At 46.4% G+C, this 24,500-nt stretch carries 26 protein-coding genes and 1 pseudogene; 15 read left to right on the top strand and 12 right to left on the bottom strand.

Annotated features, from left to right (window positions below; translation table 11 throughout):
- Positions 1 to 107 precede the first annotated feature (107 nt).
- From OSC7112_RS26510 to OSC7112_RS26495, 3 genes are all read left to right on the top strand, one after another.
- On the top strand, positions 108 to 716 hold the full coding sequence (locus tag OSC7112_RS26510; RefSeq protein WP_015178771.1) for a Uma2 family endonuclease: 609 nt from the start codon (positions 108 to 110) through the stop codon (positions 714 to 716).
- 341 nt (positions 717 to 1,057) lie between these two features.
- On the top strand, positions 1,058 to 2,539 hold the full coding sequence (locus OSC7112_RS26500) for a DUF697 domain-containing protein (protein ID WP_015178769.1): 1,482 nt from the start codon (positions 1,058 to 1,060) through the stop codon (positions 2,537 to 2,539).
- Positions 2,536 to 3,183 carry a hypothetical protein gene (locus OSC7112_RS26495; protein ID WP_015178768.1) on the top strand — a complete coding sequence of 216 codons (648 nt, stop codon included), beginning with the start codon at positions 2,536 to 2,538 and terminating at the stop codon, positions 3,181 to 3,183. Before OSC7112_RS26500 ends, OSC7112_RS26495 begins: the two co-directional genes overlap by 4 nt.
- Positions 3,184 to 3,410: 227 nt before the next feature.
- Here the strand turns inward: OSC7112_RS26495 and OSC7112_RS26490 are convergent, their stop codons facing one another.
- Both OSC7112_RS26490 and OSC7112_RS26485 read right to left on the bottom strand, forming a co-directional pair.
- Entirely contained in the window at positions 3,411 to 4,100 is a 690-nt protein-coding gene (locus OSC7112_RS26490) for a hypothetical protein (RefSeq protein ID WP_015178767.1), read from the bottom strand.
- A gap of 127 nt (positions 4,101 to 4,227) precedes the next feature.
- On the bottom strand, positions 4,228 to 5,091 hold the full coding sequence (locus tag OSC7112_RS26485) for a TlyA family RNA methyltransferase (protein WP_041622750.1): 864 nt from the start codon (positions 5,089 to 5,091) through the stop codon (positions 4,228 to 4,230).
- Positions 5,092 to 5,355: 264 nt separating this feature from the next.
- On the opposite strand from OSC7112_RS26485, the gene OSC7112_RS26480 reads away from it, so the two are divergent.
- Entirely contained in the window at positions 5,356 to 5,553 is a 198-nt protein-coding gene (locus tag OSC7112_RS26480) for a hypothetical protein (RefSeq protein ID WP_015178765.1), read from the top strand.
- Positions 5,554 to 5,806: 253 nt separating this feature from the next.
- On the opposite strand, the gene apcB is transcribed toward OSC7112_RS26480, so the two are convergent.
- The gene (gene apcB / locus OSC7112_RS26475) at positions 5,807 to 6,316 is read right to left on the bottom strand and encodes an allophycocyanin subunit beta (RefSeq protein ID WP_015178764.1); all 510 of its coding nucleotides are present in this window, start codon (positions 6,314 to 6,316) and stop codon (positions 5,807 to 5,809) included.
- Between the two features lie 337 nt (positions 6,317 to 6,653).
- On the opposite strand from apcB, the gene glnA reads away from it, so the two are divergent.
- Positions 6,654 to 8,075: a type I glutamate--ammonia ligase gene (glnA, locus tag OSC7112_RS26470; protein WP_015178763.1), complete on the top strand. Its 1,422-nt coding sequence runs from the start codon at positions 6,654 to 6,656 to the stop codon at positions 8,073 to 8,075.
- Positions 8,076 to 8,184: 109 nt separating this feature from the next.
- Here the strand turns inward: glnA and OSC7112_RS26465 are convergent, their stop codons facing one another.
- Positions 8,185 to 8,598, bottom strand: coding sequence for a hypothetical protein (locus OSC7112_RS26465; RefSeq protein WP_223300696.1), 414 nt, complete (start codon positions 8,596 to 8,598; stop codon positions 8,185 to 8,187).
- Between the two features lie 103 nt (positions 8,599 to 8,701).
- On the opposite strand from OSC7112_RS26465, the gene OSC7112_RS26460 reads away from it, so the two are divergent.
- From OSC7112_RS26460 to OSC7112_RS26445, 4 genes are all read left to right on the top strand, one after another.
- Positions 8,702 to 9,028: a hypothetical protein gene (locus OSC7112_RS26460; RefSeq protein WP_015178761.1), complete on the top strand. Its 327-nt coding sequence runs from the start codon at positions 8,702 to 8,704 to the stop codon at positions 9,026 to 9,028.
- On the top strand, positions 9,025 to 9,258 hold the full coding sequence (locus OSC7112_RS26455; RefSeq protein WP_015178760.1) for a hypothetical protein: 234 nt from the start codon (positions 9,025 to 9,027) through the stop codon (positions 9,256 to 9,258). The genes OSC7112_RS26460 and OSC7112_RS26455 overlap by 4 nt, the downstream gene beginning before the upstream one ends.
- Before the next feature lie 303 nt (positions 9,259 to 9,561).
- A complete protein-coding gene (locus OSC7112_RS26450; protein WP_015178759.1) occupies positions 9,562 to 10,464 on the top strand; it encodes a ferritin-like domain-containing protein in 903 nt (300 codons plus the stop codon).
- Between the two features lie 176 nt (positions 10,465 to 10,640).
- The gene (locus OSC7112_RS26445; RefSeq protein WP_015178758.1) at positions 10,641 to 11,144 is read left to right on the top strand and encodes a YbjN domain-containing protein; all 504 of its coding nucleotides are present in this window, start codon (positions 10,641 to 10,643) and stop codon (positions 11,142 to 11,144) included.
- A gap of 39 nt (positions 11,145 to 11,183) precedes the next feature.
- On the opposite strand, the gene OSC7112_RS26440 is transcribed toward OSC7112_RS26445, so the two are convergent.
- From OSC7112_RS26440 to OSC7112_RS26430, 3 genes are all read right to left on the bottom strand, one after another.
- Positions 11,184 to 11,642, bottom strand: a complete 459-nt coding sequence (locus tag OSC7112_RS26440) for a divergent PAP2 family protein (RefSeq protein WP_015178757.1) — start codon at positions 11,640 to 11,642, stop codon at positions 11,184 to 11,186.
- Between the two features lie 14 nt (positions 11,643 to 11,656).
- Positions 11,657 to 12,583 carry a geranylgeranyl diphosphate synthase CrtE gene (crtE, locus tag OSC7112_RS26435; protein WP_015178756.1) on the bottom strand — a complete coding sequence of 309 codons (927 nt, stop codon included), beginning with the start codon at positions 12,581 to 12,583 and terminating at the stop codon, positions 11,657 to 11,659.
- Positions 12,584 to 12,772: 189 nt separating this feature from the next.
- Positions 12,773 to 13,660, bottom strand: a complete 888-nt coding sequence (locus OSC7112_RS26430) for a LysR family transcriptional regulator (protein ID WP_015178755.1) — start codon at positions 13,658 to 13,660, stop codon at positions 12,773 to 12,775.
- 110 nt (positions 13,661 to 13,770) lie between these two features.
- On the opposite strand from OSC7112_RS26430, the gene OSC7112_RS26425 reads away from it, so the two are divergent.
- Together OSC7112_RS26425 and OSC7112_RS26420 are read left to right on the top strand one after the other, a co-directional pair.
- Positions 13,771 to 14,256: a GNAT family N-acetyltransferase gene (locus OSC7112_RS26425; protein WP_015178754.1), complete on the top strand. Its 486-nt coding sequence runs from the start codon at positions 13,771 to 13,773 to the stop codon at positions 14,254 to 14,256.
- Between the two features lie 57 nt (positions 14,257 to 14,313).
- A complete protein-coding gene (locus OSC7112_RS26420) occupies positions 14,314 to 15,087 on the top strand; it encodes a class I SAM-dependent methyltransferase (protein WP_015178753.1) in 774 nt (257 codons plus the stop codon).
- A gap of 255 nt (positions 15,088 to 15,342) precedes the next feature.
- Here OSC7112_RS26420 and OSC7112_RS26415 read toward each other — a convergent pair whose 3' ends face one another.
- The 4 genes and pseudogenes from OSC7112_RS26415 to folD all read right to left on the bottom strand — a co-directional run bounded on the left by OSC7112_RS26415 (position 15,343) and on the right by folD (position 18,394).
- Positions 15,343 to 16,104: a calcium-binding protein gene (locus OSC7112_RS26415; protein ID WP_015178752.1), complete on the bottom strand. Its 762-nt coding sequence runs from the start codon at positions 16,102 to 16,104 to the stop codon at positions 15,343 to 15,345.
- Between the two features lie 73 nt (positions 16,105 to 16,177).
- A pseudogene (locus OSC7112_RS36220) lies at positions 16,178 to 16,345 on the bottom strand (bifunctional 5,10-methylene-tetrahydrofolate dehydrogenase/5,10-methylene-tetrahydrofolate cyclohydrolase); the annotation flags it as partial.
- A gap of 296 nt (positions 16,346 to 16,641) precedes the next feature.
- Positions 16,642 to 17,439, bottom strand: coding sequence for a calcium-binding protein (locus tag OSC7112_RS26410; RefSeq protein ID WP_015178751.1), 798 nt, complete (start codon positions 17,437 to 17,439; stop codon positions 16,642 to 16,644).
- A 76-nt stretch (positions 17,440 to 17,515) separates the two neighbouring features.
- Complete coding sequence (gene folD, locus OSC7112_RS26405; protein ID WP_015178750.1) at positions 17,516 to 18,394, bottom strand: bifunctional methylenetetrahydrofolate dehydrogenase/methenyltetrahydrofolate cyclohydrolase FolD; 879 nt, start codon at positions 18,392 to 18,394, stop codon at positions 17,516 to 17,518.
- Positions 18,395 to 18,538: 144 nt separating this feature from the next.
- Here folD and OSC7112_RS26400 point away from each other — a divergent pair, with 144 nt between their 5' ends.
- The gene (locus OSC7112_RS26400) at positions 18,539 to 18,964 is read left to right on the top strand and encodes a hypothetical protein (RefSeq protein WP_015178749.1); all 426 of its coding nucleotides are present in this window, start codon (positions 18,539 to 18,541) and stop codon (positions 18,962 to 18,964) included.
- A 347-nt stretch (positions 18,965 to 19,311) separates the two neighbouring features.
- Positions 19,312 to 19,734 (top strand): NUDIX hydrolase, encoded by a 423-nt coding sequence (locus tag OSC7112_RS26395; protein ID WP_015178748.1) that lies wholly within the window; start codon positions 19,312 to 19,314, stop codon positions 19,732 to 19,734.
- A 98-nt stretch (positions 19,735 to 19,832) separates the two neighbouring features.
- On the opposite strand, the gene OSC7112_RS26390 is transcribed toward OSC7112_RS26395, so the two are convergent.
- Positions 19,833 to 20,381: a LeuD/DmdB family oxidoreductase small subunit gene (locus OSC7112_RS26390; RefSeq protein ID WP_015178747.1), complete on the bottom strand. Its 549-nt coding sequence runs from the start codon at positions 20,379 to 20,381 to the stop codon at positions 19,833 to 19,835.
- Positions 20,382 to 20,558: 177 nt separating this feature from the next.
- Between OSC7112_RS26390 and OSC7112_RS26385 the strand changes: the two genes are divergently transcribed.
- Complete coding sequence (locus OSC7112_RS26385; protein WP_015178746.1) at positions 20,559 to 21,434, top strand: hypothetical protein; 876 nt, start codon at positions 20,559 to 20,561, stop codon at positions 21,432 to 21,434.
- A gap of 529 nt (positions 21,435 to 21,963) precedes the next feature.
- Positions 21,964 to 24,189, top strand: a complete 2,226-nt coding sequence (locus tag OSC7112_RS26380) for a sensor histidine kinase (protein WP_015178745.1) — start codon at positions 21,964 to 21,966, stop codon at positions 24,187 to 24,189.
- The last annotated feature ends 311 nt before the right edge of the window (positions 24,190 to 24,500 follow it).

Raw genomic sequence — 24,500 nt, 5'->3', positions numbered from 1 at the left:
GGTTGTGGAACGGGCATCTTGCCCCTTCCCCGGCCGAACCAGGCAACCAGTTAATATTTTCCTTCTTCCTTCTGCCTTCTGTTATACAATCAAAGACAGTTTGCACGATGATACAAACTCCACCAAAAATACTAACCTTTGAACAATTTCTAGAAGATAAATCCGAAAACAGATGCTACGAACTCCACGACGGGGTAATGGTTGAAATGCAGCCAACAGGAGAACACGAAGATATCACAGCATACCTTGTTCAAGAATTTACCCTGCTCTACACCCAACTGCAACTGCCATACCGTATTCCCTCGAAAGCGCTAGTTAAGCCACCAGCTAAAGATACAGGGTATATCCCTGATGTTTTGCTATTAAACCGTCAGGCTTTAGCATCTGAACCCTTATGGTTGAAGTCAGCCACAATCACCCAAGGAACATCTATCCCGCTACTTGTTGAAGTTGTCAGTACCAACTGGCGCGACGATTATCTAAAAAAGTTGGCAGATTACGAAATGATGGGAATCCTCGAATATTGGATTGCGGATTATGCTGGATTCGGCGGTATACGTCATATTGGCGACCCCAAACAACCAACGCTTTCGGTTTGCCAGCTTGTGGACGGAGAGTATAGGATTACACAGTTCAGAGGGAGCGATCGCATTATTTCACCTACATTTCCCAATATGGAACTCAACGTCGATCAAATTTTCCGAGGCGGAGCCTAGTGTTAGGGAAAAGAACAGGCAAGATGCCTGTGCCACAATTTTTTTTTGTTATTGTGGAACAACAGGCAAGATGCCTGTGCCACAATTTTTTTTTGTTATTGTGGAACAACAGGCAAGATGCCTGTGCCACAAAATTTTTTTTGTTATTGTGGAACAACAGGCAAGATGCCTGTGCCACAAAATTTTTTTTGTTATTGTGGAACGGGCCGGAGAGCCCGTTAAATATTTTTTGGAAAACTCAAAACTCAAAAATTATAAATTTATGAAAAATTGTATTAAAATAAGAAGTAGAATTTATAATTCGACGCTAAATTATACTTGCTTAAAAAAGCCGATCGCCAATGGGTGACAATTCCCTTCAAGAAAATCGCTTATCCCTTGCCCGCGCCAGTTTGCGCGAAGCCCTGGCGCGCTATTCCCACCTGCGCCAAGGGAAAAAAAACTCGAATAATACAGAATTAGAAGCGGCGCTGCAATATCAGTTAGATATCTTAACTTCCACCTCAGAAAAACTAGACCACAATATAATCCGCATTGCTACTTTCGGGCTAGTCAGCCGCGGCAAGTCAGCCGTATTAAACGCGCTTTTAGGTCAAAAAATTCTGCAAACAGGCCCTCTCAACGGCGTGACTCAGTGGCCGCGTTCCGTGCGCTGGAGTGTGCCTTTATCCTTCCTTGACAGCGACGAATCCCCCCAACCCCCCCTTGTCAAGGGCGGGAAAGGAGGGGTGCAAGTTGAATTAATAGATACTCCCGGACTTGATGAAGTTGGCGGCGAAGTGCGCGGCGAAATGGCGAAACAAGTAACTCGCCAAGCTGACTTAATTCTGTTTGTCGTTGCAGGCGATATCACCCGCACTGAATATCAAGCACTGTGCGAATTGCAAACAGCTCAAAAACCGGTAATTTTAGTTTTTAATAAAATTGACCTGTATCCAGAATTAGACAGAAAAGCTATTTACCAAAGTTTGCAAGCGCTGGCAAATTCTGAAGAGTTAGCAGCCGCTGCGGTAACAGAGAAAACAGATAGCGAAAATTTGTCTGACCCAAACAACCCATCTGATAAATCTACTGTAAAATCACCGCCTAAAGCTGCCAAATCTTTAGAAATAGTCATGGTAGCCGCCGAACCGGCGCCGGTGCAAGTGCGGGTGGAATGGTCAGACGGAAGAGTAACTAACGAATGGGAGTCCCCGCCCGCGCAGATAGACGAACTCAAACATAAAATTCTCACAATTCTTAACAGAGAAGGTCGATCGCTCCTCGCTCTAAATGCTTTAGTTGAAGCTAGAGATGCCGAAGCAAACATTGCCCGTCACGTTCTCAAATTGCGACAAACAGAAGCCGAAGATTTAATCTGGCAATTTGCAAAATATAAAGCTTTGGCTGTCGGTTTAAATCCAGTGGCATTCTTGGATGTAATGGGAGCAACTGTCGCAGATTTAGCCTTAATTCGCTCTTTATCCAGACTTTACGGTTTACCCATGACTGGTTACGAAGCGGGGAAACTTTGGCAGACTATTTTCTCCAGCGCTGGCGGCGTACTTTTGGGAGAATTGGGTAGCAGTTTTCTGTTGGGATTTGGCAAAAGTGCGGCGGCTGCGGCCCCGCAAATCGGCTTTTCTACTTTTGCCGGAGTTGCTGTCACTCAAGCTAGTTTAGCAGCCTACGGAACCTACGCTGTCGGTCGCGCCGCCCAAGTTTATTTAGAAAAAGGCTGCACCTGGGGCCCCTTGGGACAAGATACGGTAATTCAAGAAATTCTCGCCACCATCGAGCGCAATACAATTATCGATCGCTTGCAGCAAGAGTTTAAAATATGACACAAACAACAGCCATTACTGAAATTATCCAAACTTTAGCAGATGTTGAATCTCGATTCAATATTACGCGAACTGAATCGGAGGGATTTTTCCCAGAATGGTATGCAGATTTACCCGAAATTACAGAAGTCGATCAAGCCGCTCTCAATTTAATTCGGCGGCGATATCTCTATCATTTAAATGATGGAAGCCTTACAGAAGGAACCGTTACGCTAATCATGGGTTCGCCTCTATTGGAACGAGCGGGTTTTTACGATCCACCTTTTAAAATGATGGCTGAAAAATCTGTACAAATTGTTTTAGATGACGAGGATGATGAAGTAGAAACTCTCAAGGGACGGATTGATGTTTTAGTGATGCAAAATCAGTTTTGGGTGACACTCTTAGAGTCGAAGCGCACCACCATTTCAGTAATGTCTGCACTTCCCCAAACACTAGCATACATGACCGCCAATCCCCGCAAGGATAGACCGAGTTTTGCGGCGATGACAAATGGCAGTGAAATTGTATTCGTCAAGCTAGACTTTCAGAATCCGCCTAAATATGACTTATCAAGAATTTTTTCACCTGTTCCTCTAATGAATGAACTTTATACGGTTCTTCAAGTCTTGATAAAAATTGGTCAACTGATTGTTCAGCCATAAAAATCGCAGTTTACTAGGGTGCGTCAATCGATTGCGCGATTTTAGATTTTAGATTTTAGATTGAAGCATTGACCCCGCAGAGAAATTCAGGGGCTCGTTTATCGGATACAGGTTTTTTATTTCTGGACGGATGAATCCGGGAGATTCTATCCTGGATGCTTTCGGTCAGAAGAGCGTTATTTCTTAAGAATCGAAGAGCTAGGATTTATCGAAAATCGAAAATCGTATTACCGTCTCGCGATTATAACACCTTCCCTAAAATGAGCGATCGTCGCAATTACCGCTATAGAAAAGTAAAATATTCTAATCAGCCAAAAACAAATCCGCATTGACCAAGAAACAATAGTCGGAGCAATACCTGTGAACTGTACAAATCTGGAATTAACTTTTTTTTCAAAACTGTCGAGGTCTTTCATCTCAGATTGTTTCGTCGGAATAACCGGAAACTGACCAGTATATACATAATAACCTATGAAACCAGGCAATCCTACCTTTCTGTTCAAAAATGAGTTAGTTAAGGTTGCAGTTTCCGCAGGCGATAACTTATCCGATTCTTCCACTTTTTCCAGCCAAGAATTATATCGAATGGCTGGCGTAATCATGAAAACTAAGGGAACTATAACTATCAATAAAGCCGCACTAATTTTGCGACCGTATTGAGGGGGTAGAAGCCTTGTCGCCACACCCACTCCCATACCGATAAAAGCAAATACCAATATATTTAACAGTTCAATAATTTCGATCCCCCTCAACAGATCGCCGATAATCAGAATTGTATATAATAATTTGTCCGCCAGTAGCAGAGCTGCCCACTTGATTAGAATTGAAACGCCTACAATAGTAGCTACAATCGCCACATACCCGATGGCACCTAGAACGTACAGTAAAATCGAACCGGCTTGTTTGAATGATTGCATGGAATTATTCACTCTTGTGAAAGTTGAGGAGTCCGATTGAAAAAAAATTGAAATTTTAGATTAATCAGGAGTTCCAAATTTGATTTTTTAAATTGATTAGCTTGACATCTTGAAATCAATCTCAAATCTACAATCGACCGACAAGTTCCCGGGCGGCCGCTTTTGCGACTTGTGCGATCCGTTCCTTCACGACACCATCTTCGTTAGCGCAGCCCTCGAAGAGGATCGCCCTCTGGTCTGATTCCAGTTCGCGATCGATCCCCAACCATAAAAGATACTCGATATTACCGGCCGGGCCAAGTAAAGGCGACCACGTTAAGCCGCGCTGCTGCCATCCTAAAGCTGCGGCTGCCTTCCACACTTGAAAAATCGCATCGGCTTGAGTTGCTGAGTCTCGCACTACGCCTTTTTTCCCGACTCTCTCGCGCCCTACCTCAAACTGCGGCTTTACCAGCAACACCGCTTCTCGCGGCGGTACCAACAATTCCCACAGCGCCGGTAAAATCTTATCCAGGGAAATAAACGACACATCTACTACCGCCAAATCTGCTGGCGCAGAGTCGCCGTAAAGCTCAGCAGGAGTCATGTACCGCAAATTGGTGCGTTCTTTCAAAATTACCCTCGGATCGTTACGCAAGCCCCAATCTGCTTGACCGTAGCCAACATCTATGCCGTACACTAGGGCGGCGCCGGCTTGCAGCAAACAGTCGGTAAAACCGCCTGTGGAAATGCCGCCGTCGAGACAAATTCTGCCTGCAACGGGAATCGCAAAAACTTCTAAAGCTTTGGCTAATTTGTCGCCGCCTCTGGAAACATAGCGCGATCGCTCTTTGATCTGAATCTTTGCTGAAATATCGACCTCAGTGCCAGGTTTGTCAACTATCTGTTGGTTGATGGAGACTTTCCCCGTCCGAATTAATGCCTGAGCTTGCTGTCTGGAACTGCACAAATCTAGGCTGACCAATAAAATATCTAGTCGCTGTTTAGCCAAGGTTTTTAATCTGTACGGATAGGGTGAAGAACAGTACCAGATTAGCACTTACCCACAAGCCCGACTGCTAATTTTTGGCGATTATTTTGGTTTTTCGATCGTCGCGGGGCGATCGCGCCCACCTCGCATGATGTGACTGAGATCGCTCTGAGTGTGTAGTTGGATCACAGATAAACATCCGTAGAATCACACAATAATTTTTGCGACTAGCGGATGATTTAGATCGAGCTAAAAGCGCTACAAATATTATTAGGGCGATCGACCATGAAAACAATTAACTTTCCTATCAGAAATCCGGGCAATTGTCAAGAAAATCCCCTCGCCTTCCTCAGCGGTGACATCATTCACATTCTTTACCCCAATGGCGAAGTAGAAGCAACAACCGCCGCCAAAGTCGATCTGCGCCAAACCAAAAATCCCCTGGACAAATGCCTCGTCTGGGGATTTGTTGACGATTTTTAGCACCGGTTTCAAACAAGAATGCAATTATAGGGAAGCTCCAAACCCTTAATTCATCAGTCATTCCTAATTATTCAAATTTTTAATCTCTAATTTTTAATCTAAAACCTTTAATCTGAAATCTATAATCTCAAATTGTATAACCCATAAAAAAAGATCGCTTGGAGGCTGTGAGGCCAAAAAAAGCGATCCATCTAACTGCTGCTAACTGCCAGCCACAAGTACAATTTGCTGCTAAAAGAACTAGCAAATTGACTTAAATATCTTGTTCGCTCAATTCGCGAATCATGTAATCAAAAGGCTGATCCAAAAAAGGCCCCACAGACAAGCCAGCAGCTTCCACCTGAGCCTTAACCATCTCCTTCATAATGCCAATCCCCATCACCGTCGGGCCAATGGGAACGCTTAGAGAATTGTAAGTTTCGCGCAAACCTTGCAGCACGCGCTCGTCGAGCACGTCGGTACTTCCAGCCACTAGGGCGTAAGTAGCATAGCGCAAGTAGTAGTCCATATCCCGCAGACAAGCCGCGTAGCGACGAGTCGTGTAGGCATTTCCGCCCGGACGGATTAATTCCGGCTGTTCGGCAAATAGCTGAATACCAGCTTGCTTGACAATTGTCGCAGCATTGCTGTTAATCGCAGCCGCCGCCTGTACCCGTGCCGTGCCCGTTGCAAAATAAGATTTCAACCGATCGATACCATCCCGGTCTAAATACCTACCAGCAACATCATAATTTTCAATCAGGCTCGTCACTGCATCGCGCATAAGTTTCTCTCCCAAAAATCTTTATCAATACTTTGCTATCTGAGACAGACCGCCTATTGTAGACTACTACAAATCGGCGTTTGATTAAGATTTGAGATGGGATTTTCACCAAGGGTAGTCTATCCCCGGCAAACTGTCGTAAAATTCAGCCGTTTGCCTTGTATGTTCAGCCGAAAAATCCACAGGGCAAGAATCTCAAACTGCCCGACCGCACTGGGCCCCTATTTCAAAATTTTGTAGCCATAGATACAAAATAGTGGATGCTGAAGGCCTACGATCGCCCAAACAGTCTGAAATCGGCCGATCGCCAAGACACAACCAATATCAGGAGTAAGTCATGTTCCAGACGCCGCAAGAAGCCTTAAACTACATAAAAGAAAATCAAATCCAGATCGTTGACCTCAAGTTCATCGATATGCCGGGGATCTGGCAACACCTTTCCCTGTACCACGACCAAATCGACGAAAGCGCATTCACAGACGGCGTACCCTTTGACGGTTCCAGCATCCGGGGCTGGAAAGCCATCAACGAATCAGACATGACGATGGTCATCGATCCGACCACCGCTTGGATGGACCCGTTCATGGCAGAACCGACCATCAGCTTCATTTGCAGCATCAAAGAACCCCGCACCGGCGAACCGTACAGTCGCTGTCCCCGCACCATTGCCCAAAAAGCCATAGACTACTTGCTTTCCACCGGTCTCGGCGATACAGCATTCTTTGGCCCGGAAGCAGAATTCTTTATTTTTGACGACGTTCGCTTCGACCAAACCCAAAATTCCGGCTACTATTACGTAGATTCGATCGAAGGTCGCTGGAATTCCGGCAAAGAAGAAGCAGGCGGCAACCTCGGCTACAAACCGCGTTACAAAGAAGGTTATTTCCCAGTAGCACCAACCGATACCTCACAAGACATGAGAACGGAAATGCTGCTGACAATGGCAAAATGCGGCGTACCCATCGAAAAGCACCACCACGAAGTCGCCACCGGCGGTCAATGCGAACTAGGTTTCCGCTTTGCAACTTTAGTACAAGCCGCCGACTACTTGCTGACTTACAAATACGTCATCAAAAACGTCGGCAAAAAATACGGCAAAACCATCACCTTCATGCCCAAACCGCTGTTTAACGACAACGGTTCCGGGATGCACGTTCACCAGTCGATTTGGAAAGACGGTCAGCCTCTATTTGCAGGCGATAAATATGCTGGTTTCAGTCAAATGGGACTGCATTACATCGGCGGCATTCTCAAGCACGCACCGGCACTTTTGGCAATCACCAACCCCACGACCAATTCCTACAAGCGTTTAGTTCCGGGCTTTGAAGCTCCTGTAAACTTAGCTTACTCTCAAGGAAACCGATCGGCATCAGTGCGGATTCCGTTGTCGGGAACCAACCCCAAAGCCAAGCGGTTAGAATTCCGCTGTCCCGATGCCACATCTAACCCCTATTTAGCATTTGCAGCCATGCTGTGCGCCGGCATAGACGGCATCAAGAATCAAATCGATCCGGGCGAACCTTTGGACGTGGATATCTACGACCTTTCCCCTGAAGAATTGAGCAAAATTCCTTCCACTCCCGGTTCCTTGGAAGGCGCTTTAGAAGCTTTAGAAAAAGACCACAGTTTCTTAACTGATAGCGGCGTATTTACCGAAGACTTCATCCAAACCTGGATTTCCTACAAACTCGACAATGAAGTCAACCCGATGCGGCTGCGTCCTCACCCCTACGAGTTTTCTCTCTACTACGACTGTTAGAAAATTAATAATTAAAAATTAAAAGTTAAAAATGGCAATTGTACTATTTTTAACCGGTAATTTTTAATTGATAAAAACGCCGCCCTTAAAAGCGGCGTTTTTTTGAAGTTTAGAACTTCTGAATCAGCGCCCAAACTCTCCCGTTACCCGACACTATCTCGGCAACGCTGTGAGTAGTAGGGCCCATTGTAGCCTCAGAGACATTTTCTACAGCCCATTTATTTGCTTTCTCATCAACAATAAACAAATCGTCAGCGGTAGTGCCTTCCTGAACCCGATATATCTTATTCAGAATAAAACGCCGCCGCGCTTCAGCTTTTGGTATGCCAACCACACGATCTGGATCGACAGAGAGGGCACTGCCTTCTTTTAATGTACCTTTCGAGTTGCTTAAATTGCGATCGTCCCTTTGAGCAACCCGCACGCTGTGAATCTGCAAACAAGGCCCTGTCTCAGAGATATTCAAGACAGCAGCTAGCGCCGCACTTTTTCCCAAACCGAGAACCGCTGTACTAACAGTCACAATTAGCAAAAAATTGAAATGATTCACCGTATTTACGATCTTTTGTTTGTAAGATGCTGCACTCATTCTAAATTAGCAACTAGCAATTAACAATTACCAAAAAATGTCCGATATTTTTGTGATGATCCGCAATCAGAGTAACGTCGCCATGACTTCAGTTGACGGCATTGCGTTTGTCACTTTACTGACTCAAGAGGGACGAGTGCTCGCCGAGGAGACAGTTGACCTGTTTGAGGCAGATGTGAATTTTGATAACCTGAAGCAGGGAAAATATACTGTAGTTGTCAGACACGAAGGCGTTGAACCTCGATCGGCAACCTGTAGTGTTACAATCACCGATGAAGATAAAGTAATCATGCTGACATTTGTTTACTTGGAGCTAGAACGGGTGCTGCTCCGCATTCAAACTTCAACAGAAGAAAGACTATGACCGTGAAAGTTACTCCGCCAAATTCAATTAAAATGTTTCGCTATCGAGTACATTTCTTGGCAAAAGACCTGTGGAGGGAAAAAAACCCGGTTTGTCGGATGAATCTGGCTTTACAGTTAGCCGATGTGGCGACAACTCTGGCTAGATTAGAAGTAGAAGAGGCGCGAAAATTTCAACAAGAGTCTGCTAGTGTGGAGCTTTCAGACTCGACAGAAACTGAAAAGTTTTGAGTGTATGAGGTTGCTTTCTGCGATCCGCGCAACGCTTGCGTGATAGCAGTTTAAAAAAATAATCTAACTGTAGAAAAGCTCCAAACCCTCATAGTCATCAGTCATGTTTAATCTAAAATCTAAAATCTAAAATGGTATGACTCGCAACTCAAAACTATTGTCATTTGTTGAGCCAGTCAAAAAATTGTCTGTATAAAATTGAATCTCCGTGCTAAACAACAACTTTCACCCTTGCGAGGTAATTGGTTGTCGCCCAAATTGCGTTACACTTATACAAGTATCTTTACAAAACAACATAAAAGCATGACTGTTGCCTATCCCCGCAAGCTTCGCAACGCTATGGGAGCGCGCGAAATTTTAGCTAATGTAGTGCGCGATCGCGAAGTTCACCTGATCACCCTCAACCGCTACCGGTACAGCGAACAGCGCAGTTGCAAAGACCTCACCGACTTGATCGAACGGCTAAACGGGGAACCGGCCGAACTCGTGCGCGACCTCTCCCGGCACATTTCCGACGAAGCGCGGCACGCCATGTGGCTCACCGACTTGCTGGTAGACATCGGCCAAAATGTGGGAACGCCGCCGGGAGTCTCCTACATTGACGAATTTGAAAGGTTGCTCGACAGCGAGCAAAAAGACCCCGCCCAAGACCGCGAAGACTTTGTAATTTCTTCCCTAGCCGCGATTAACGTCACCGAAAAGCGGGGCTGCGAATACTTCTCAGCGCACATCCATGCCCTCAAACAGGCTCCCCAAACCGCAGAAAACGTCAAAATCCGCGAAACTATCGAAAAGATTTTTCCAGAAGAAGCCGGTCACGTCCGCTGGGGCAACCGCTGGCTGGCCCAAATCGCCGACAAAAGCCCGGAACACCGCCAGAAGGTGGAACAGGCAAAGCGCAAGTATGTGGCGATCGAACAAGCAGCTTTTGAATCGGGAATGGATATCATGCTGGGGGCAGAACTGCGCCGCGTTAGCCGCCTCGTGGACATTGCCAACACCATGCCGATGTGGGAACGCCCGCAATACCTGATAGAACGCTTGCCCGCAACCCTGCTGGCCCCGGATCTGCAAATGACCAGAGTCGATGTAGCTCAGCGGGCCTGGAAGCGCGACCCGCAGGCATTTGTCGAGAAATTTGTGCCCATGTTCCTCAACGGCTTGAATACCATTGAGAAAAAGCCGGCGACTAAGCCCAAGGCTTAAATACGATCGCGAACCTGGTTGAAACCGCTTTGCAAGTCAAACTTGCCTCTGCCTCCGCAAACAAGCGAGAGATACTGGTTCCCGGGCCTAGCCTGGGAACCAGTTATTTAAAGTCATAATTTTAAGCTTTAGCAAGTAAACTGATTATTGGAATAGTTTTCCGTCTAAATACAATCATGACTACCAGCGAGCCGAACCTACAAACAACTTCCGCAGAAAGCCAATCGAGTGAAAGCGCGATCGCCTCCGAGCAGGTCGAAAAAGCCACAGCCGTCACCTATGCAGAAGAAATTGAAACTGTCATCGCCAGCATGGCTGTAGACCAAAAAGTGATGGTCGGTCAAAATGAAGCTGGCGGACATCTTTGGAAGTTTAAGTACGGCAGTGTTGAAGTGTTCGTGCAACTCACCGGCGACACCGAAGATGATTCTTTGACTGTGTGGGCTTTTGTACTGCAGTTGCCGGCGAAGAATGAAGCTCAATTAATGCGGAAACTTCTAGAAATGAATTGGCTGTCTACTTTGGAATCTCATTTTGCGATTGTTGACAATCAAGTTGCGGTAATATCGACTCGGACGATCGCCGAAATCTCGGCGGGGGAAATTTCTCGGGTTATTACTATTGTCGCCACGATCGCCGATGACAACGACGATATTCTGCAAGGAGAATTCGGTCAGTAGTGATTAGTTAACAGTCAACAGTTAACCGTTAACCGTTAACTAATATGCAGGCCCTGCGATCCAAGCAATAGTGATTCCCAGCCCCAAACCGACAAGCACTTGAAAAGGAGTGTGTCCCAGCAACTCTTTCAGGCGAGCCTCATTAAGGTTGTGATCTTCCTCAAAAAACTCGTCAATAATTTGGTTGAGGATGCGAGCTTGCTTGCCTGCGGCTTGGCGGACGCCTGCTGCGTCGTACATCACAATAATTGCAAAGATCGCAGCGATCGCAAAGTCCGGACTGTCCCATCCCATCGTTTGTCCGACTCCAGCAGCCAAAGCGCCCACAAAAGACGAGTGAGCGCTGGGCATTCCCCCCGTTGTTACCAAATACTGAAGATTAAACTTGCGATTTTTGACCAACTCGATCGGCAACTTCATGATCTGAGCCGCCAGACAAGCGAGCAAAGCAACCACCAGTACATGATTGTTTAAGACGCTGCTGCAAATTTCCTGCATAGTATTTGGTATTTCTAGTTACTGCGGCTGGTAATAAAATCGGCGATCGCCAGCAGCGGTAGAGCTTTGCTCCCAAACACTGCTAATTGAGCCTTAGCATCAGCAACAAGCTGCGAAGCTTGGCGCCGAGACTCCTCAATTCCCCACAAACTCGGATAAGTGACTTTCCCGGCTTGAACATCTTTGCCAGCAGTTTTGCCCAGTTCTTCTTGGGTAGCAGTAATATCCAGAATGTCGTCAATTATCTGGAAAGCCAGCCCAATATTTTGAGCAAAACGAGACAGCCGCTGCAAATCTGCAGTCGAGGCCCCAGCCAGAATTCCCCCACAAACTACGCAAGCCTCTAACAGCGCGCCTGTTTTGTGAGCGTGAATGTAATTCAAAGTTTCCAAAGAAACATCTGTCTTTCCTTCCGATTCCAAATCAACCACTTGACCGCCTACGAGTCCAGCAGCGCCCGATGCCCGCGCTAAATGGGCGATCGTCTGCAACACCTGCTGGGGGGGTACGTTCTGAGTTTTAGTGGCGATAAATTCAAAAGCATAGGTCAGCAAACCATCGCCTGCCAAAATGGCGATATCCTCGCCGTAGACTTTGTGGTTCGTCAGTTTCCCGCGCCGGTAGTCGTCATTGTCCATTGCCGGCAAATCGTCGTGGATCAGCGACATCGTGTGGATCATTTCCAAAGCGCAAGCTGTCGGAATTGCCATAGATGTAGTGCCGCCGGCGAGTTCGCAGCTAGCGAGACACAGGATCGGACGCAGGCGCTTGCCCCCCGCTAGCAGCGAGTAGCGCATTGCTTCGTAAATTGTCTCTGGGTAGATGACCGGGAGTGCACTGTCGAGAGCTACCTCGATCGCCTCTTTTCGCTTGACTAGATAAGCAGATAAATCGAAAGAGGATTCCGGTTGGGACGAACCCATTTCTGTTGCCAATACCATCCCTTGCTCTCTTGTACTGAATAGTTACGTGGGATATTGTGAGCCGTTTGGGTCGATCGTGCCGACTTTTACGGCGGTAGTTGCTCGAACTCCGAGCATCAATTAATCATTCTACGGGTGTTGTTGCACAGAAAATCTTTGAGTTTTAATAACTTTGTCAAATTACCAGTCAATCTAAAATTTACAATCTCAAATATCAAATCCGCCGATCTGTCTGGTGACTTCCAAAAACCGCTGCACCGCCTCCGTTGGATCGCTGCGCCAAATCAGAGCGATCGCCACAATGCAGGTTGATTCTGGCAGCGCTTTGTAAACAACCCCGCTGCGCTGGAAATTTTGCATCGACGCCGGGACGATCGCCACTCCCATCTCGGCCGCTACCAGACTCACAATAGTTTGCATTTGAATTGCTTCTTGAGCCGCGCGAGGGCTAAAACCTGCTTGCTGACAAAGACTGACGATCGCATCGTACAATCCCGGAGCCTGGGAGCGCGGAAATAAAATGAACGGTTCGGTAGAGAGTTCGCGCAATTCTACCTTCGCGCGATCGGCCGCCGGATGCGTTTCTGGCAGTGCCACGATCAGGGATTCTCGAAAAACGATTTCAGAATTTATCCCCTCTTCCTCAACCGGAGGGCGCACGAAGCCGATATCAATTTGCCCGAACCGCAGCCGCTGCAACTGTTCGTTTGTGGTCAGTTCGTGCAGTTCCAGTTTGACGGCGGGACACCGAGTGCGAAACGCCTGCAAAATCGCCGGAACCACGTTGTGTGCTGCGGAACTCACAAAGCCGATCGTCAATTGTCCGAGTTCGCCCCGACTGGTTTGTCGGCCGAGTTGAATTGCTCGATCGACTTGCAGCAGAATTTTCCCGGCCTCCTCGAAAAAAACCTGTCCCGCTGCCGTTAAATGTACCGTCCGCTTGGTGCGGCGAAACAGTTGAAATCCCAACTCTGCCTCTAAATGCTGGATTTGTTGGCTCAGCGGAGGTTGGGCAATATGCAGTTTTTCTGCTGCACGAGTGAAATTCAGTTCCTCTGCTACTGCAATGAAATAACGCAAATGCCGAAGTTCCATAAGTCCCAATCATTTATATTTTAAAAGTATCAGTTGTTAGTTAAACATATATTGGACATTGATGATGATATTTCATACAGTGATTAATAGGCGAAGTTGAGAGTTAAACAATGGCTAATTTGGATATCAAAATTAGAGAAGCCGATCGGGCAGATTTGGAATTAATTGTGGATTTTATTTCACAAAAAAGCGAGTTTGACGGATCTAAAAATTTGTTGGTAGCAACAGTAGATAAATTGCAGCCAACGTTGTTTTGTCAGCCTCCGCTAGCGCGAGTTTTGTTGGCGGAAGTTGCGGGAAAAGCGGTAGGATTTGCTCTTTTTCATTCCTCCTATTCAAGTTTATTGGCGCAGCCGTGTCTTTGGCTTGATGATTTATTTGTGCAAGCTCCTATGCGCGGTATGGGAGTCGGTACAGCGCTGTTAAAGTATTTGGCACAAATTGCTGAGTCCACAAATTGCGGGCGGATTGAATGGACTGTTAATACTGGAAATGCACCGGGAATTGCTTTTTATGAAAAGCAGGGAGCGCGCATTTTGGAAAATATTAGGGTTTGCCGTATTGATGGGGATGGAATTGGTTTGCTTGCTGGCTAATAATTTAATAACGAACCGCGAAGGCGCGAAGGACACGAAGAGAAGAGGAGAGAAGAGATGTCACAATATTTTTGGAATTCAGCTCTTTACGAGCAAAATCATGCTTTTGTTTGGCAGTACGGCGAATCGCTTTTGGAGTTACTCGCTCCGAAGGCTGGTGAACAAATTCTGGATTTGGGCTGCGGTACGGGACAGTTAACTGAAAAAATTGCTCAAAGTGGTGCTTTTGTGCAAGGTATTGATTCATCTTTGTCGATGATTTCCACGGCAAAAGTTAACTATCCTCACATTAACTTCGCTGTAGCTGATGCGAGGAGTTTTCAAGTTGAAGAGCCGTTAGATGCTGTTTTTTCTAATGCGGTTTTGCACTGGATTAAGCAGCCGGAGGCTGTAATTAATTGTGTGGAAAAAGCGCTGAAGCCGGGAGGGCGTTTTGTGGCTGAGTTTGGCGGTAAAGGGAACGTGGGGGCGATCGTCCGCGCACTTTTGAGTGTTTTGTCAGAAATTGGCTGCGAGGAGCCTGAAGCGCTTAATCCTTGGTATTTTCCGAGTATTGGCGAGTATGCTGGGCTTTTGGAAAAGCAGGGATTTGATGTGGGTTATGCGGTGTTATTCGATCGCCCTACTCCCCTAGAAGGCGGCAGGGCGGGTATGGTAAATTGGATTGAGATGTTTGCTGGTGGGTTTTTGTCGGGGTTGTCTGATGATGTGCGATCGCACGTAATTAACGGAGTTGAAGAGCGTTTGCAGCCGACCCTGTACCGCGATGGTAATTGGATTGCAGATTATCGCCGAATTCGCGTTGTTGCTGTCTTGAATTCCTCACACTAAATCTTAGTGATTAGTGATTTCGAGAGGAGCTTGAAATCGCTACTACACCAACTTTCGTCCGCCGCTCCGGACTCAAAGAGTCAATAATTTTACAATACTTACGCTGCACAGTCAATTTTTACACTACCCATAGTAGTAAGGTGCTAAATACGCACCCTACTACTAGCATTTATGCGTAAGTCCTGTAAATATCAGGAGTTAATTTGTAGCTAACAACATTATAAGTTGGTGAGATCACCAATGATTGTCCTGAACTTAGAAACCCTGAACCGAAATAATCCTGCTTTGTAGTTCATTAGGGGTTACATCGTCTACAAAACCTAAAATCGCGTTAGAATTCCTGACTCTGATTAGAGTTCCTGAAAGAGGTTCGCTAAATTCGCTGAAAAAAGCTGGAGGGAAGAATGCTTGTAAAGCTTGCGGGAAATCGAATCTAACTGTTACTGTCACATTCTGTAGCGGCTCCAACACTATATCATTGACCGTTAAGTCACTCGCTAATCCAATGCGATCAAAATCAGGATCGAAACGTGCGATTCTATCACTAGAATTGATATCTGTAGTGGCAGGATCTATTCCTAGAACGCATAAATTATTGCCCAACTCACAATTTAATAAGTCTCTGCCCAAGCCGCCAACCAGAGTGTTATTCCCATCTCCGCCACCTAAAATATCATTGCCTCTACCCCCAAATAAAATATCATCGCCAGCGTCTCCAGTAAGGAAATCAGCATCTAGACCACCACTGAGGCAGTCATTTCCCTCATTTCCATACAGGGCATCTCTTCCTTTTCCCCCAAATAAAGAATCGTTGCCTGCAAAGCCTGTGAGAAAATCTTCCCCTTCATTTCCCAGGATTAACTCGCTAGCCCCTGACCCATCTACTGTATCGTTGCCATCGAGGGCCCAAGCTCCTAAAGGGAAGTTTGTTAGATCTCCAGGAGTAAGTTGAATTACTTCCGAGGCGTTGTCGCCAATTAAGCGCATTATCCCTGATGGATCGGGTTTTAAAGCCATAGCTAAAATCTCTGTATGTTGGTAGATTACTAACCCTAATTGAACCAATACTGGCTCACAAGTTTGCCCCAATTCAATTAGAACCGTATTCAATATAACTCGAAACGGTATTTTCCAAAAGCATAGCAACAGTCATCAGGCCGATTCCTCCCGGCACCGGCGTGATAAATTCGGCTACTTTTTTAACAGCATTAAAATCCACATCGGGGGGAAAACGGCTCGTACCGTCTGGATTGACAACGCCGAATTAGCGTTGTTGCTATCTTGAATTCCTCACACTAAATCTTCGTGAGTAGTGATTTCGAGCGGAGCTTGAAATCGCTACTACACCAACTTTCGTCCGCCGCTCCGGACTCAAAGAGTAAAGAATTTTACAGGACTTACGCTGCACAGTCAATTTTTACACTACCCATAGTAGTAAGGTGCTAAATACGCACCTTACTACTAGCATTTATGCGTAAGTCCTGTAAATATCAGGAGTTAATTTGTAGCTAACAAAATGATAAGTTTGTCAGCTCACCACTGATTATCCTGAACTTAGAAACCCTGAACCGAAACAATCCTGCTTTGTAGTTCATTAGGCGTTACATTGTCTACAAAACCTAAAATTGCGTTAGAATTTCTGACTCTGATTAGAGTTCCTGAATAAAGTCCGGTAATTCCGCCTCTGGGTTGAGTTCCTGAAGCAGATCCACTTGCGCCGGCCGGACCTGGAGGGAGTAATGGTTGTAAAGCTTGCGGCAGATCGAACGTATATGTTAATGCCACATTCTGTACAGGCTCCAACACTATATCATTGACCGTTAAGTCACTCGCTAATCCAATGCGATCTAAATCAGGATCGAAACTTTCGATTATATCACTAGAATTGATATCTGTAGTGGCAGGATCTATTCCTAGAACGCATAAATTATTGCCAAACCCACAACTTAAGAAGTCTCTGCCCAAGCCGCCAACCAGAGTGTTATTCCCCTCTCCGCCGTCTAAAGCATCATTGCCTCTACCCCCAAATAAAATATCATCGCCAGCCTCTCCAAGAAGAAAATCAGCATCTAGACCACCACTGAGGGAGTTATTTCCCTCCTGTCCATACAGGGCATCTTTTCCTTTTCCCCCAAATACAGAATCGTTGCCTGCAAAACCTCTGAGAATATCTTCCCCTTCATTTCCCAGGATTAACTCGCTAGCCCCTGAGCCATCGACTGTATCGTCGCCATCCAGGGCCCAAGCTCCTAAAGGGAAGTTGGTTAGATCTCCAGGAAAAAGTTGAATAAATTCCGAGGTGTTGTCGCCAATTAAGCGCACTATCCCTGATGGATCGGGTTTTAAAGCCATAGCTAAAATCTTTGTGTGTTGGTAGATTACTAACCCTACTAATTGAGCTAATACTGGCTCACAAGTTTGCCCCAATTCAATTAGAACCGTATTCAATATAACTCGAAACGGTATTTTCCAAAAGCATAGCAACAGTCATCGGCCCGATTCCTCCCGGCACCGGCGTGATAAATTCGGCTACTGTTTTAACCGCATTAAAATCAACATCTCCGGCCAAACGGCTCGTACCGTCTGGATTGACGACGCGGTTAATACCGACATCAATTACTACCGCTCCGGGTTTGACCATATTAGCTGCAATCATTTCTGTGCGGCCGACTGCGGCTATTAAAATATCGGCTTGATTGGTAATCGATTCTAGGTTTTGCGATCGAGAATGAGCTACAGTAACAGTGCAGTCGGCTTCTAACAGCATCAGCGCCATCGGTTTACCTACCAAAATACTCCGTCCCAAAACAACGGCATTTTTTCCTTTTAAATCAATCTGGTATTCCTGCAATAACCGCATCACTCCGGCGGGAGTACAACTCCGCAAACCTTCTTCCCCGCGCACGAGACGGCCTAAATTGACAGGGTGAAGTCCGTCAGCATCTTTGTCGGGGGCAATTTGGTACAGCAGGGAAATTGCATCTAAGTGTTCTGGTAGCGGTAATTGAACTAAAATGCCGTCTACTCGATCGTCCTCGTTGAGTGCACGAATTGCAAGTTCTAGTTCGGCTTGAGTAGCGTTTGCGGGGTAATGCTTGCCGAAGGAAGCTATGCCAACTTTAGCGCAGGCTCTCTCTTTATTGCGAACATAGGCTGCGCTAGCTGGGTTGTCTCCCACCATCAGCACCGCAAGTCCCGGAGGACGCCCCTTTTGGGGTTGTAGGGCGCGGACTCGATCGCTCAGCTCGCTTTGAATCTTTGTCGCTAAAGCTTTGCCATCTAGTATTTGAGCAGTTTTGGCATCCATTGTAGACTCTGGGTTAGGGGCTGACGATTTTAGATTTTAGCTTAATCCCCGCCAAGGACTACACTAGAGAAATTTCTTATTTGCGATCGATTCTGGGGATTCTGTTAAAGTAAGTCGTATCTCAAATCTCAAATCAGTTGACCAATGACTACTGCAATTAAGCAAGTTTGGGTTCAAAGATTCTGTACCGGCTCTTTGTCGCTAATCCTCGCCAGCGGTTTTTTCAGTTGTGGCAATTTACCTCTGTCTCAACTTAATCTTGGCTTTAATGTGGCTAGCATTGGCGACGTTCAACAAAAGCGGCAAGTGGATGCTGAAGTTTATCTTCGGGGAAAGGTAGAAAATCGCGCTCCGTTTGTAGGGAATGCGGCTTATCAACTTGAGGATGGTACTGGCAGTATTTGGATTTTAACCAAGCAAGATTTACCCCAGCTTGGCGATGAAGTGTTGCTGAAGGGACAAGTCCGCTACAAGAGTATTACTCTGAAGGAATTGGCCGGAAAAGATTTAGGTGAAGTGTATGTGGAGGAAATGGAACAATTAAAGCGCACTCCAGCGGCAAATAAATAAAACTAGCAATATGCTATAGCCTTTCGAGCGTAACATGAGGTGCTCTGGCGGGCATAGGGCATAGCCCTGAAGTGGGCATGGGCATAGGAAGGAGCCCCCATACCTCACCACGCGATCGAACCGCTATAATTTATTTCACCAAGTAATTCTATTTCATAAAAATTAAAGGTTTATAGTTGCGCTTGGGCAATTTGGATCTGTTTATTTATCCTCAAAGTTCATTAACCATAATATTATAATCTGGGGGGGGAGACCTAGATTTTTGGTGGGTTTTACAGGTGTTGGTGAACCCGCCCCTACAGCAATTTATTCCTTCTTTCTTCTTCTTTATTTCTTCTTTTTAACAAATGACTAAAATTCACGTTGCGATCGCGATTTTGTACCAAGACGGCAAGTTTCTCTGTCAGTTGCGAGACGATATTCCTCATATCAGGTATCCCGGACATTGGGCTTTGTTTGGCGGACACTTGGAACCGGGAGAAACTGCGGAAGTGGCTGTATTGCGGGAATTATCAGAGGAAATTGGCTATGCTCCTGCAAGTGTTTCTTTTTTCTGTTGCGATGTCGAAAAAGATGTGGTTCGCCACGTTTTTCACTCACAACTTAGTGCGGATGTCAAGGATTTAGTTTTGCTTGAGGGTTGGGATATGAAGTTGTTGACACCCGAGCAGATTCGGGCCGGCAAATGCTATTCTGAGCAGTCAAGAGATGTGCGACCTTTTGGCATGGCTCACCAGCGTATTTTATTGAATTTTATGGAGTCGATTTGAGAAAATTGGCACCCACCCTACATTTCATGCCTTTGAGCAGGGAGATATTCGTAAGGTGCGCCCGGGCGTGCACCCTACATTGCAGGGGGGTTTAACAGTTAAGAGCGAGCAGCAATCATTCCCGTTTGGCGCGCGTACTCAAACAACCCTCCGGCATCTATTACCGGGCCTACTTCTCCTAAAGGTTTGAGGGAGAAAGTTCGATCGAGAGTGTGGTTGACAATTTGCTCTGCTGTAAAATCGACCGTCACTTCTTGGCCCGTAGCAAACAAGTCGCACAGCCGATCGACTGATTCCATCGGGTACAATTCGCCAGTAGCCGAGCAATTGCGAAAGAAAATGCGCGCGTAAGACAAAGCCACCACTGCTGTGACGCCGGCGGCCCCCAGAGCGATCGGAGCGTGCTCCCGCGAAGAACCGCAGCCAAAATTTTCCCCGGCAATTATAATCGGATACCGGGTTTTCTGTTCGCCGGATTCGATAAACTTACCGTAGCGATCGGGCAACCCAATCATCGCGTAACTGCCTAGTTTCTCGTACTCGTCCGGCTTCGAGGGAACCAGGGTCAGGTATTCGGCAGGGATAATTTGATCTGTATCGATGTTGTCGTCTACAACAAAAATTTGACCGCTAATTACTTTACCCATAGTTTATTTCCTGTTAGCCTCGCTCGATGTTGTGGTGATAATTTTAAGTGGATCGGTATGCAAAATTTGCATCAGTTCATTTTAACCTGGCAGTGTCAGTGATAACCTGTATGAGTAAAAATTAGATCCGATACTTTGGGTTAACAATTAACAATTGCTAAGCGTCAAGATAGTTTTATGGCAAATCCAATAGATGACATTGCTCGACAAGCTCGCGAGGGCTCGGTTGCATCGATTATTCAAATCCTTAATGACGAATTGGCACAGGTAGGGGTCAGGGCCCGAGCCGTGTTTGCAGACGGGGTGCTGCAACTGCTGTGCGAAGCTGCAACGCCCCAACTGCTCGAAGAGTCTAGTTTGGTCACTCGAGTCCGAGAAATTTTGGAGGGGATTTCGCCCCGCAATATTCGCCGAGTCAACATCAACAGCCGGCTTGTGCGAGAACACCAACTGCTGTGGCTCGAAGAAATTAGCCGCGATCCGGATAATCAACTGTTGTGGTCTCAAGAAATTAAACTCCGAAAGCCCAATTTGTTCAAGCGTTTGGCCATCGCCCATCACGAACGCCAAGAACTCGCAGGCAAGCGGGCTTTGCCGAGAATGGCTGTACCTCGATCGATGCAGCAACCGCGGCAATTTCAGCGCGGTATCGTCGGCGGCATCAGTTTGACCGTGCTGTTGCTTGGGGCCGCGGCCGCCATCCACAAAGGACTTAATTCCCAAGTGCCAAAAAGCACACAAGCCAGCACCCAAGCAGTTGCCACTGCCCCTTCCTCGGTGGCAAAACCTGCTTTGAAAATTTCTAAGGAGACTGTTAATTCTGCTGTTGACTCTTTTGCCCAAGCAGTGCGAGTAGCCGAACAAGCAGCCACCGAGGGCAAAACCGCTCAATCTCGCGAGGATTGGTTAATCGTAGCTACTAAGTGGCAGCAAGCTTCCGATTTGATGGCCGCCGTGCCTTCCAAGCATCCCCGCTACACAACGGCTCAGAACCGGATGGCACTTTACCGCGAAAATAGCGATAAAGCCCAACAGGAAGCACAAAATAAGTAAGCAGGTAAGTTGGATAAATTTAACAAGAGAGTTGGCTCGGCTGCTGTAGGAGTTGTGAAAAATGAGTTTTTGAGTAAAAACTCGGAAACTCTCAGCTATGTTATGAGTGATAATTTTGGGATTTTGAATTTTTGCGATCGGCGTCACTCGAACGGCGGATTTGTATCACAATAAAAATTTGTTAGGATCACAAGCTTAAATAGAAAACATCACACAGTGACAAGAGGGGTGTCACTAAGCGGTCTCTAGAAAAGCTTCATACTACTAATAACCGTCAACATTAGCGGGAATGGGATTGATAATCATCCGGTAAAGGATGGTAAAGTTCATCCCGTAGAGATAGAAGGGTAGAAAACAGGAAAATAGAACTCGGTCAGATCTGGGTATATTTTTACAGATCGAGCGACCCGCCGATCGGCTGCACAAACACAGAAAGCAGGCTCATAACGGTCAAGCCGACAGTTAGGGAGAGGTTCTATATTTGCAGCGGGAGCCGGCTCAAACATCTTAGAATAAAGGCTTGGTTGCCATGATCCATCGCCAGGGAAATCAAGACTTTACTTCGATCGACCGATCGCCGTCAGAGTCTTGCACTTTGCACTTACCGCAAATCGCAGAACCAGTATCAGTCCAAAAATTTCTGGATCGTCTTATGCAGTTCCAGGTCGATCCTGCCCTTCTCGGGCGACAAATTTGCCAAATTCTCGCCACCAGCTTCGATCGAGAACTCCTGCTGCTGCAAATAGCCAATACTTTGGGGGTTGCATGGGGGGCAGATTTCTGTTTAGTTACTGCTGTGGTTGACCGAAAAGTAGTACATCCGAATGCTTACTGGCAAAATAGCAGCGATTTCCCCTATGTTGCCGGTGTTGCCGATTCCACTGAAACACCGGAACCCCCCCAAACCACAAGATTAAAACCGCCTAGCATATCACTCGAACATCCCGTTTGGGCAAACGTCCTAGCAGACGGCGAGATAGTGGGGATATCCGACTATCTTGATATTCCGGCAGCTTCATCGCCCAATTCCCCTGTGACTGCGCTGCCTTTTCGGGCAATTTTGGCAGGGCCTGCGCGATTTGGAGGGGCTGTAAATGGCATGATGATTGTTGGTAAGTCGCAACCTCACGAGTGGTCTGTAGCCGATCGGCAGCGCCTTGAAGCAGCATCAGACGCGATCGGCAGTGCGATTTCTCACATTCAAAAAACTCAAGAAATTGCCAGCTTAAACGAACAGTTACAGCGACAAGTTAAATACAAAAATCTACTCATCTCAGTTGCTGCATCGATCGACACAAATTCAGAAGTCGATCGAATATTGCAGCAAGTTATTGAAAATACCGTCGATACCCTGGAAGTAGATAGAGGTCAAATCCTCCTCTTGAAATATACAGATCCTCTATTTACAACTCGCTCCCCCAATCAGACTGCCAAAGCGAAAGTCGAATTAGTTTGCGAATCCGTTGTAAAAAAAGATCCCAACAAACAGGCAATAGCACAAAGCCTTGCCGGAAAAAAAAGCTCAACATCCAAAACAAAAAACAAGGATAAAACTACTAATTCCCAATCCAAAATTCCCAACTCAAAACCAAATCACTCTCCCGCTTTTTGGCTGTCAGAATCTAATTTGTGCCAGCAAGCATTCCACAGCGCACCCAAACCCCTCGCCCTCGCTGACGCAGGCGCATTAATCGGCAAAGAACAAGAAGCAGCCACAGAAATTTTGAAACTCCAAGGCATTCGCGGCTTGCTGCTGGTTCCCCTCACGGGCGGTAGCAGCCACGAAACAGTTTTGGGTTTCTTGGTTTTGCAGCACTCCGAGCCGCGCACTTGGAACCCGGAAGAATTAGAAGTTCTCGAATCAGTCAGCGCTCAAGCGAGCAAGATGATTATCCAAACTCAAACGTTTAAGGAATTGCAAACCGCCGTCTTCGACAGAACCGCTCAGTTGCAGCAAAGCCTCGACGTGCAGGGGAAACTGTACGAACAATCTGCCACTCAGCTAGAGCAAATGCGGAAATTGAAGCTGATTAAAGACGAGTTTCTCAGCACTCTGAGTCACGAGTTGCGTACCCCTTTAACAATCATGAAGCTGGCGATTCTGATGCTCAAACAAGCTGAACAGCCGTCAGCGAATCGGACTAAGTATCTCGACATTCTAGAACAGCAGTGTTCTAAGGAAACTTCTCTGGTTAACGATTTGCTGGCCCTCAAGCAGTTTGAGCCTCAGCAATTCCCGATTTCTCTAATCAAAATCGATCTCAACCGTTTATTTCAAGATTTAGCTGGGGATTTTGAAAAAGAGTGGGCGGATAAGCAATTGACTCTGAAGCTAGATTTGCCCAAGTTGACCCCTTGCTGGGAAACTGACCCGGACATTCTCAATCGGGTGCTGCTGGAACTGCTGACGAATGCTGGAAAATACTCTGCTTCTGGAACGGCGGTAGTTTTGGAGGCGTCTGAGGCAGCCGGCTATATTGTCCTGAGCATTTCTAATTTCGGGCGCGGCATTTCTGCGGCTGATTTGCCCCACATCTTTGACAAGTTCCGCCGTGGCACTGGCATTACTGACCAAGCTATCGCCGGTACGGGTTTGGGTCTGGCTCTGGTAAAGAGTTTAGTGCAGCACTTGAATGGTACTATTGAGGTATCTAGCTGTCCGGCAGAAAGTTCAGAAGCGGAGAATTTGTGGCGCACATCTTTTACTCTGACTCTGCCGCAATTTGCAGCGGAACTCTGTAATGTAGAAGAATAGTTCGGTGGAGAAGTTGCTGGGAATTGGCAGCGAGCAGGCGAAACTAGAAGACTTGCCAGAAGAGAGAGATTTGGAAATGTCCTAAACGCTACCAAGTCATTTGTTTTGAATTGTTGATATGGTTCCCTTCTAAATTGCCGGTTCTCGATTGATGATGTTGCCCAGGACTTATATTATGTCTGGTTATTGGCCCGTAATTAGCGCGTGTTTTTAGTGAGTGCGACAGTCCTCTATTTATGAATTAATCAGGACTTGCATTACTTACTAGGAACTTAATTATAATTGTAGAGTCGGAGATGATATTACGCAGT

It is taken from the genome of Oscillatoria nigro-viridis PCC 7112, from assembly GCF_000317475.1.
GTDB classification, from domain to species: domain Bacteria; phylum Cyanobacteriota; class Cyanobacteriia; order Cyanobacteriales; family Microcoleaceae; genus Microcoleus; species Microcoleus nigroviridis.
This window is presented reverse-complemented; position numbering and strand designations above follow the sequence as displayed.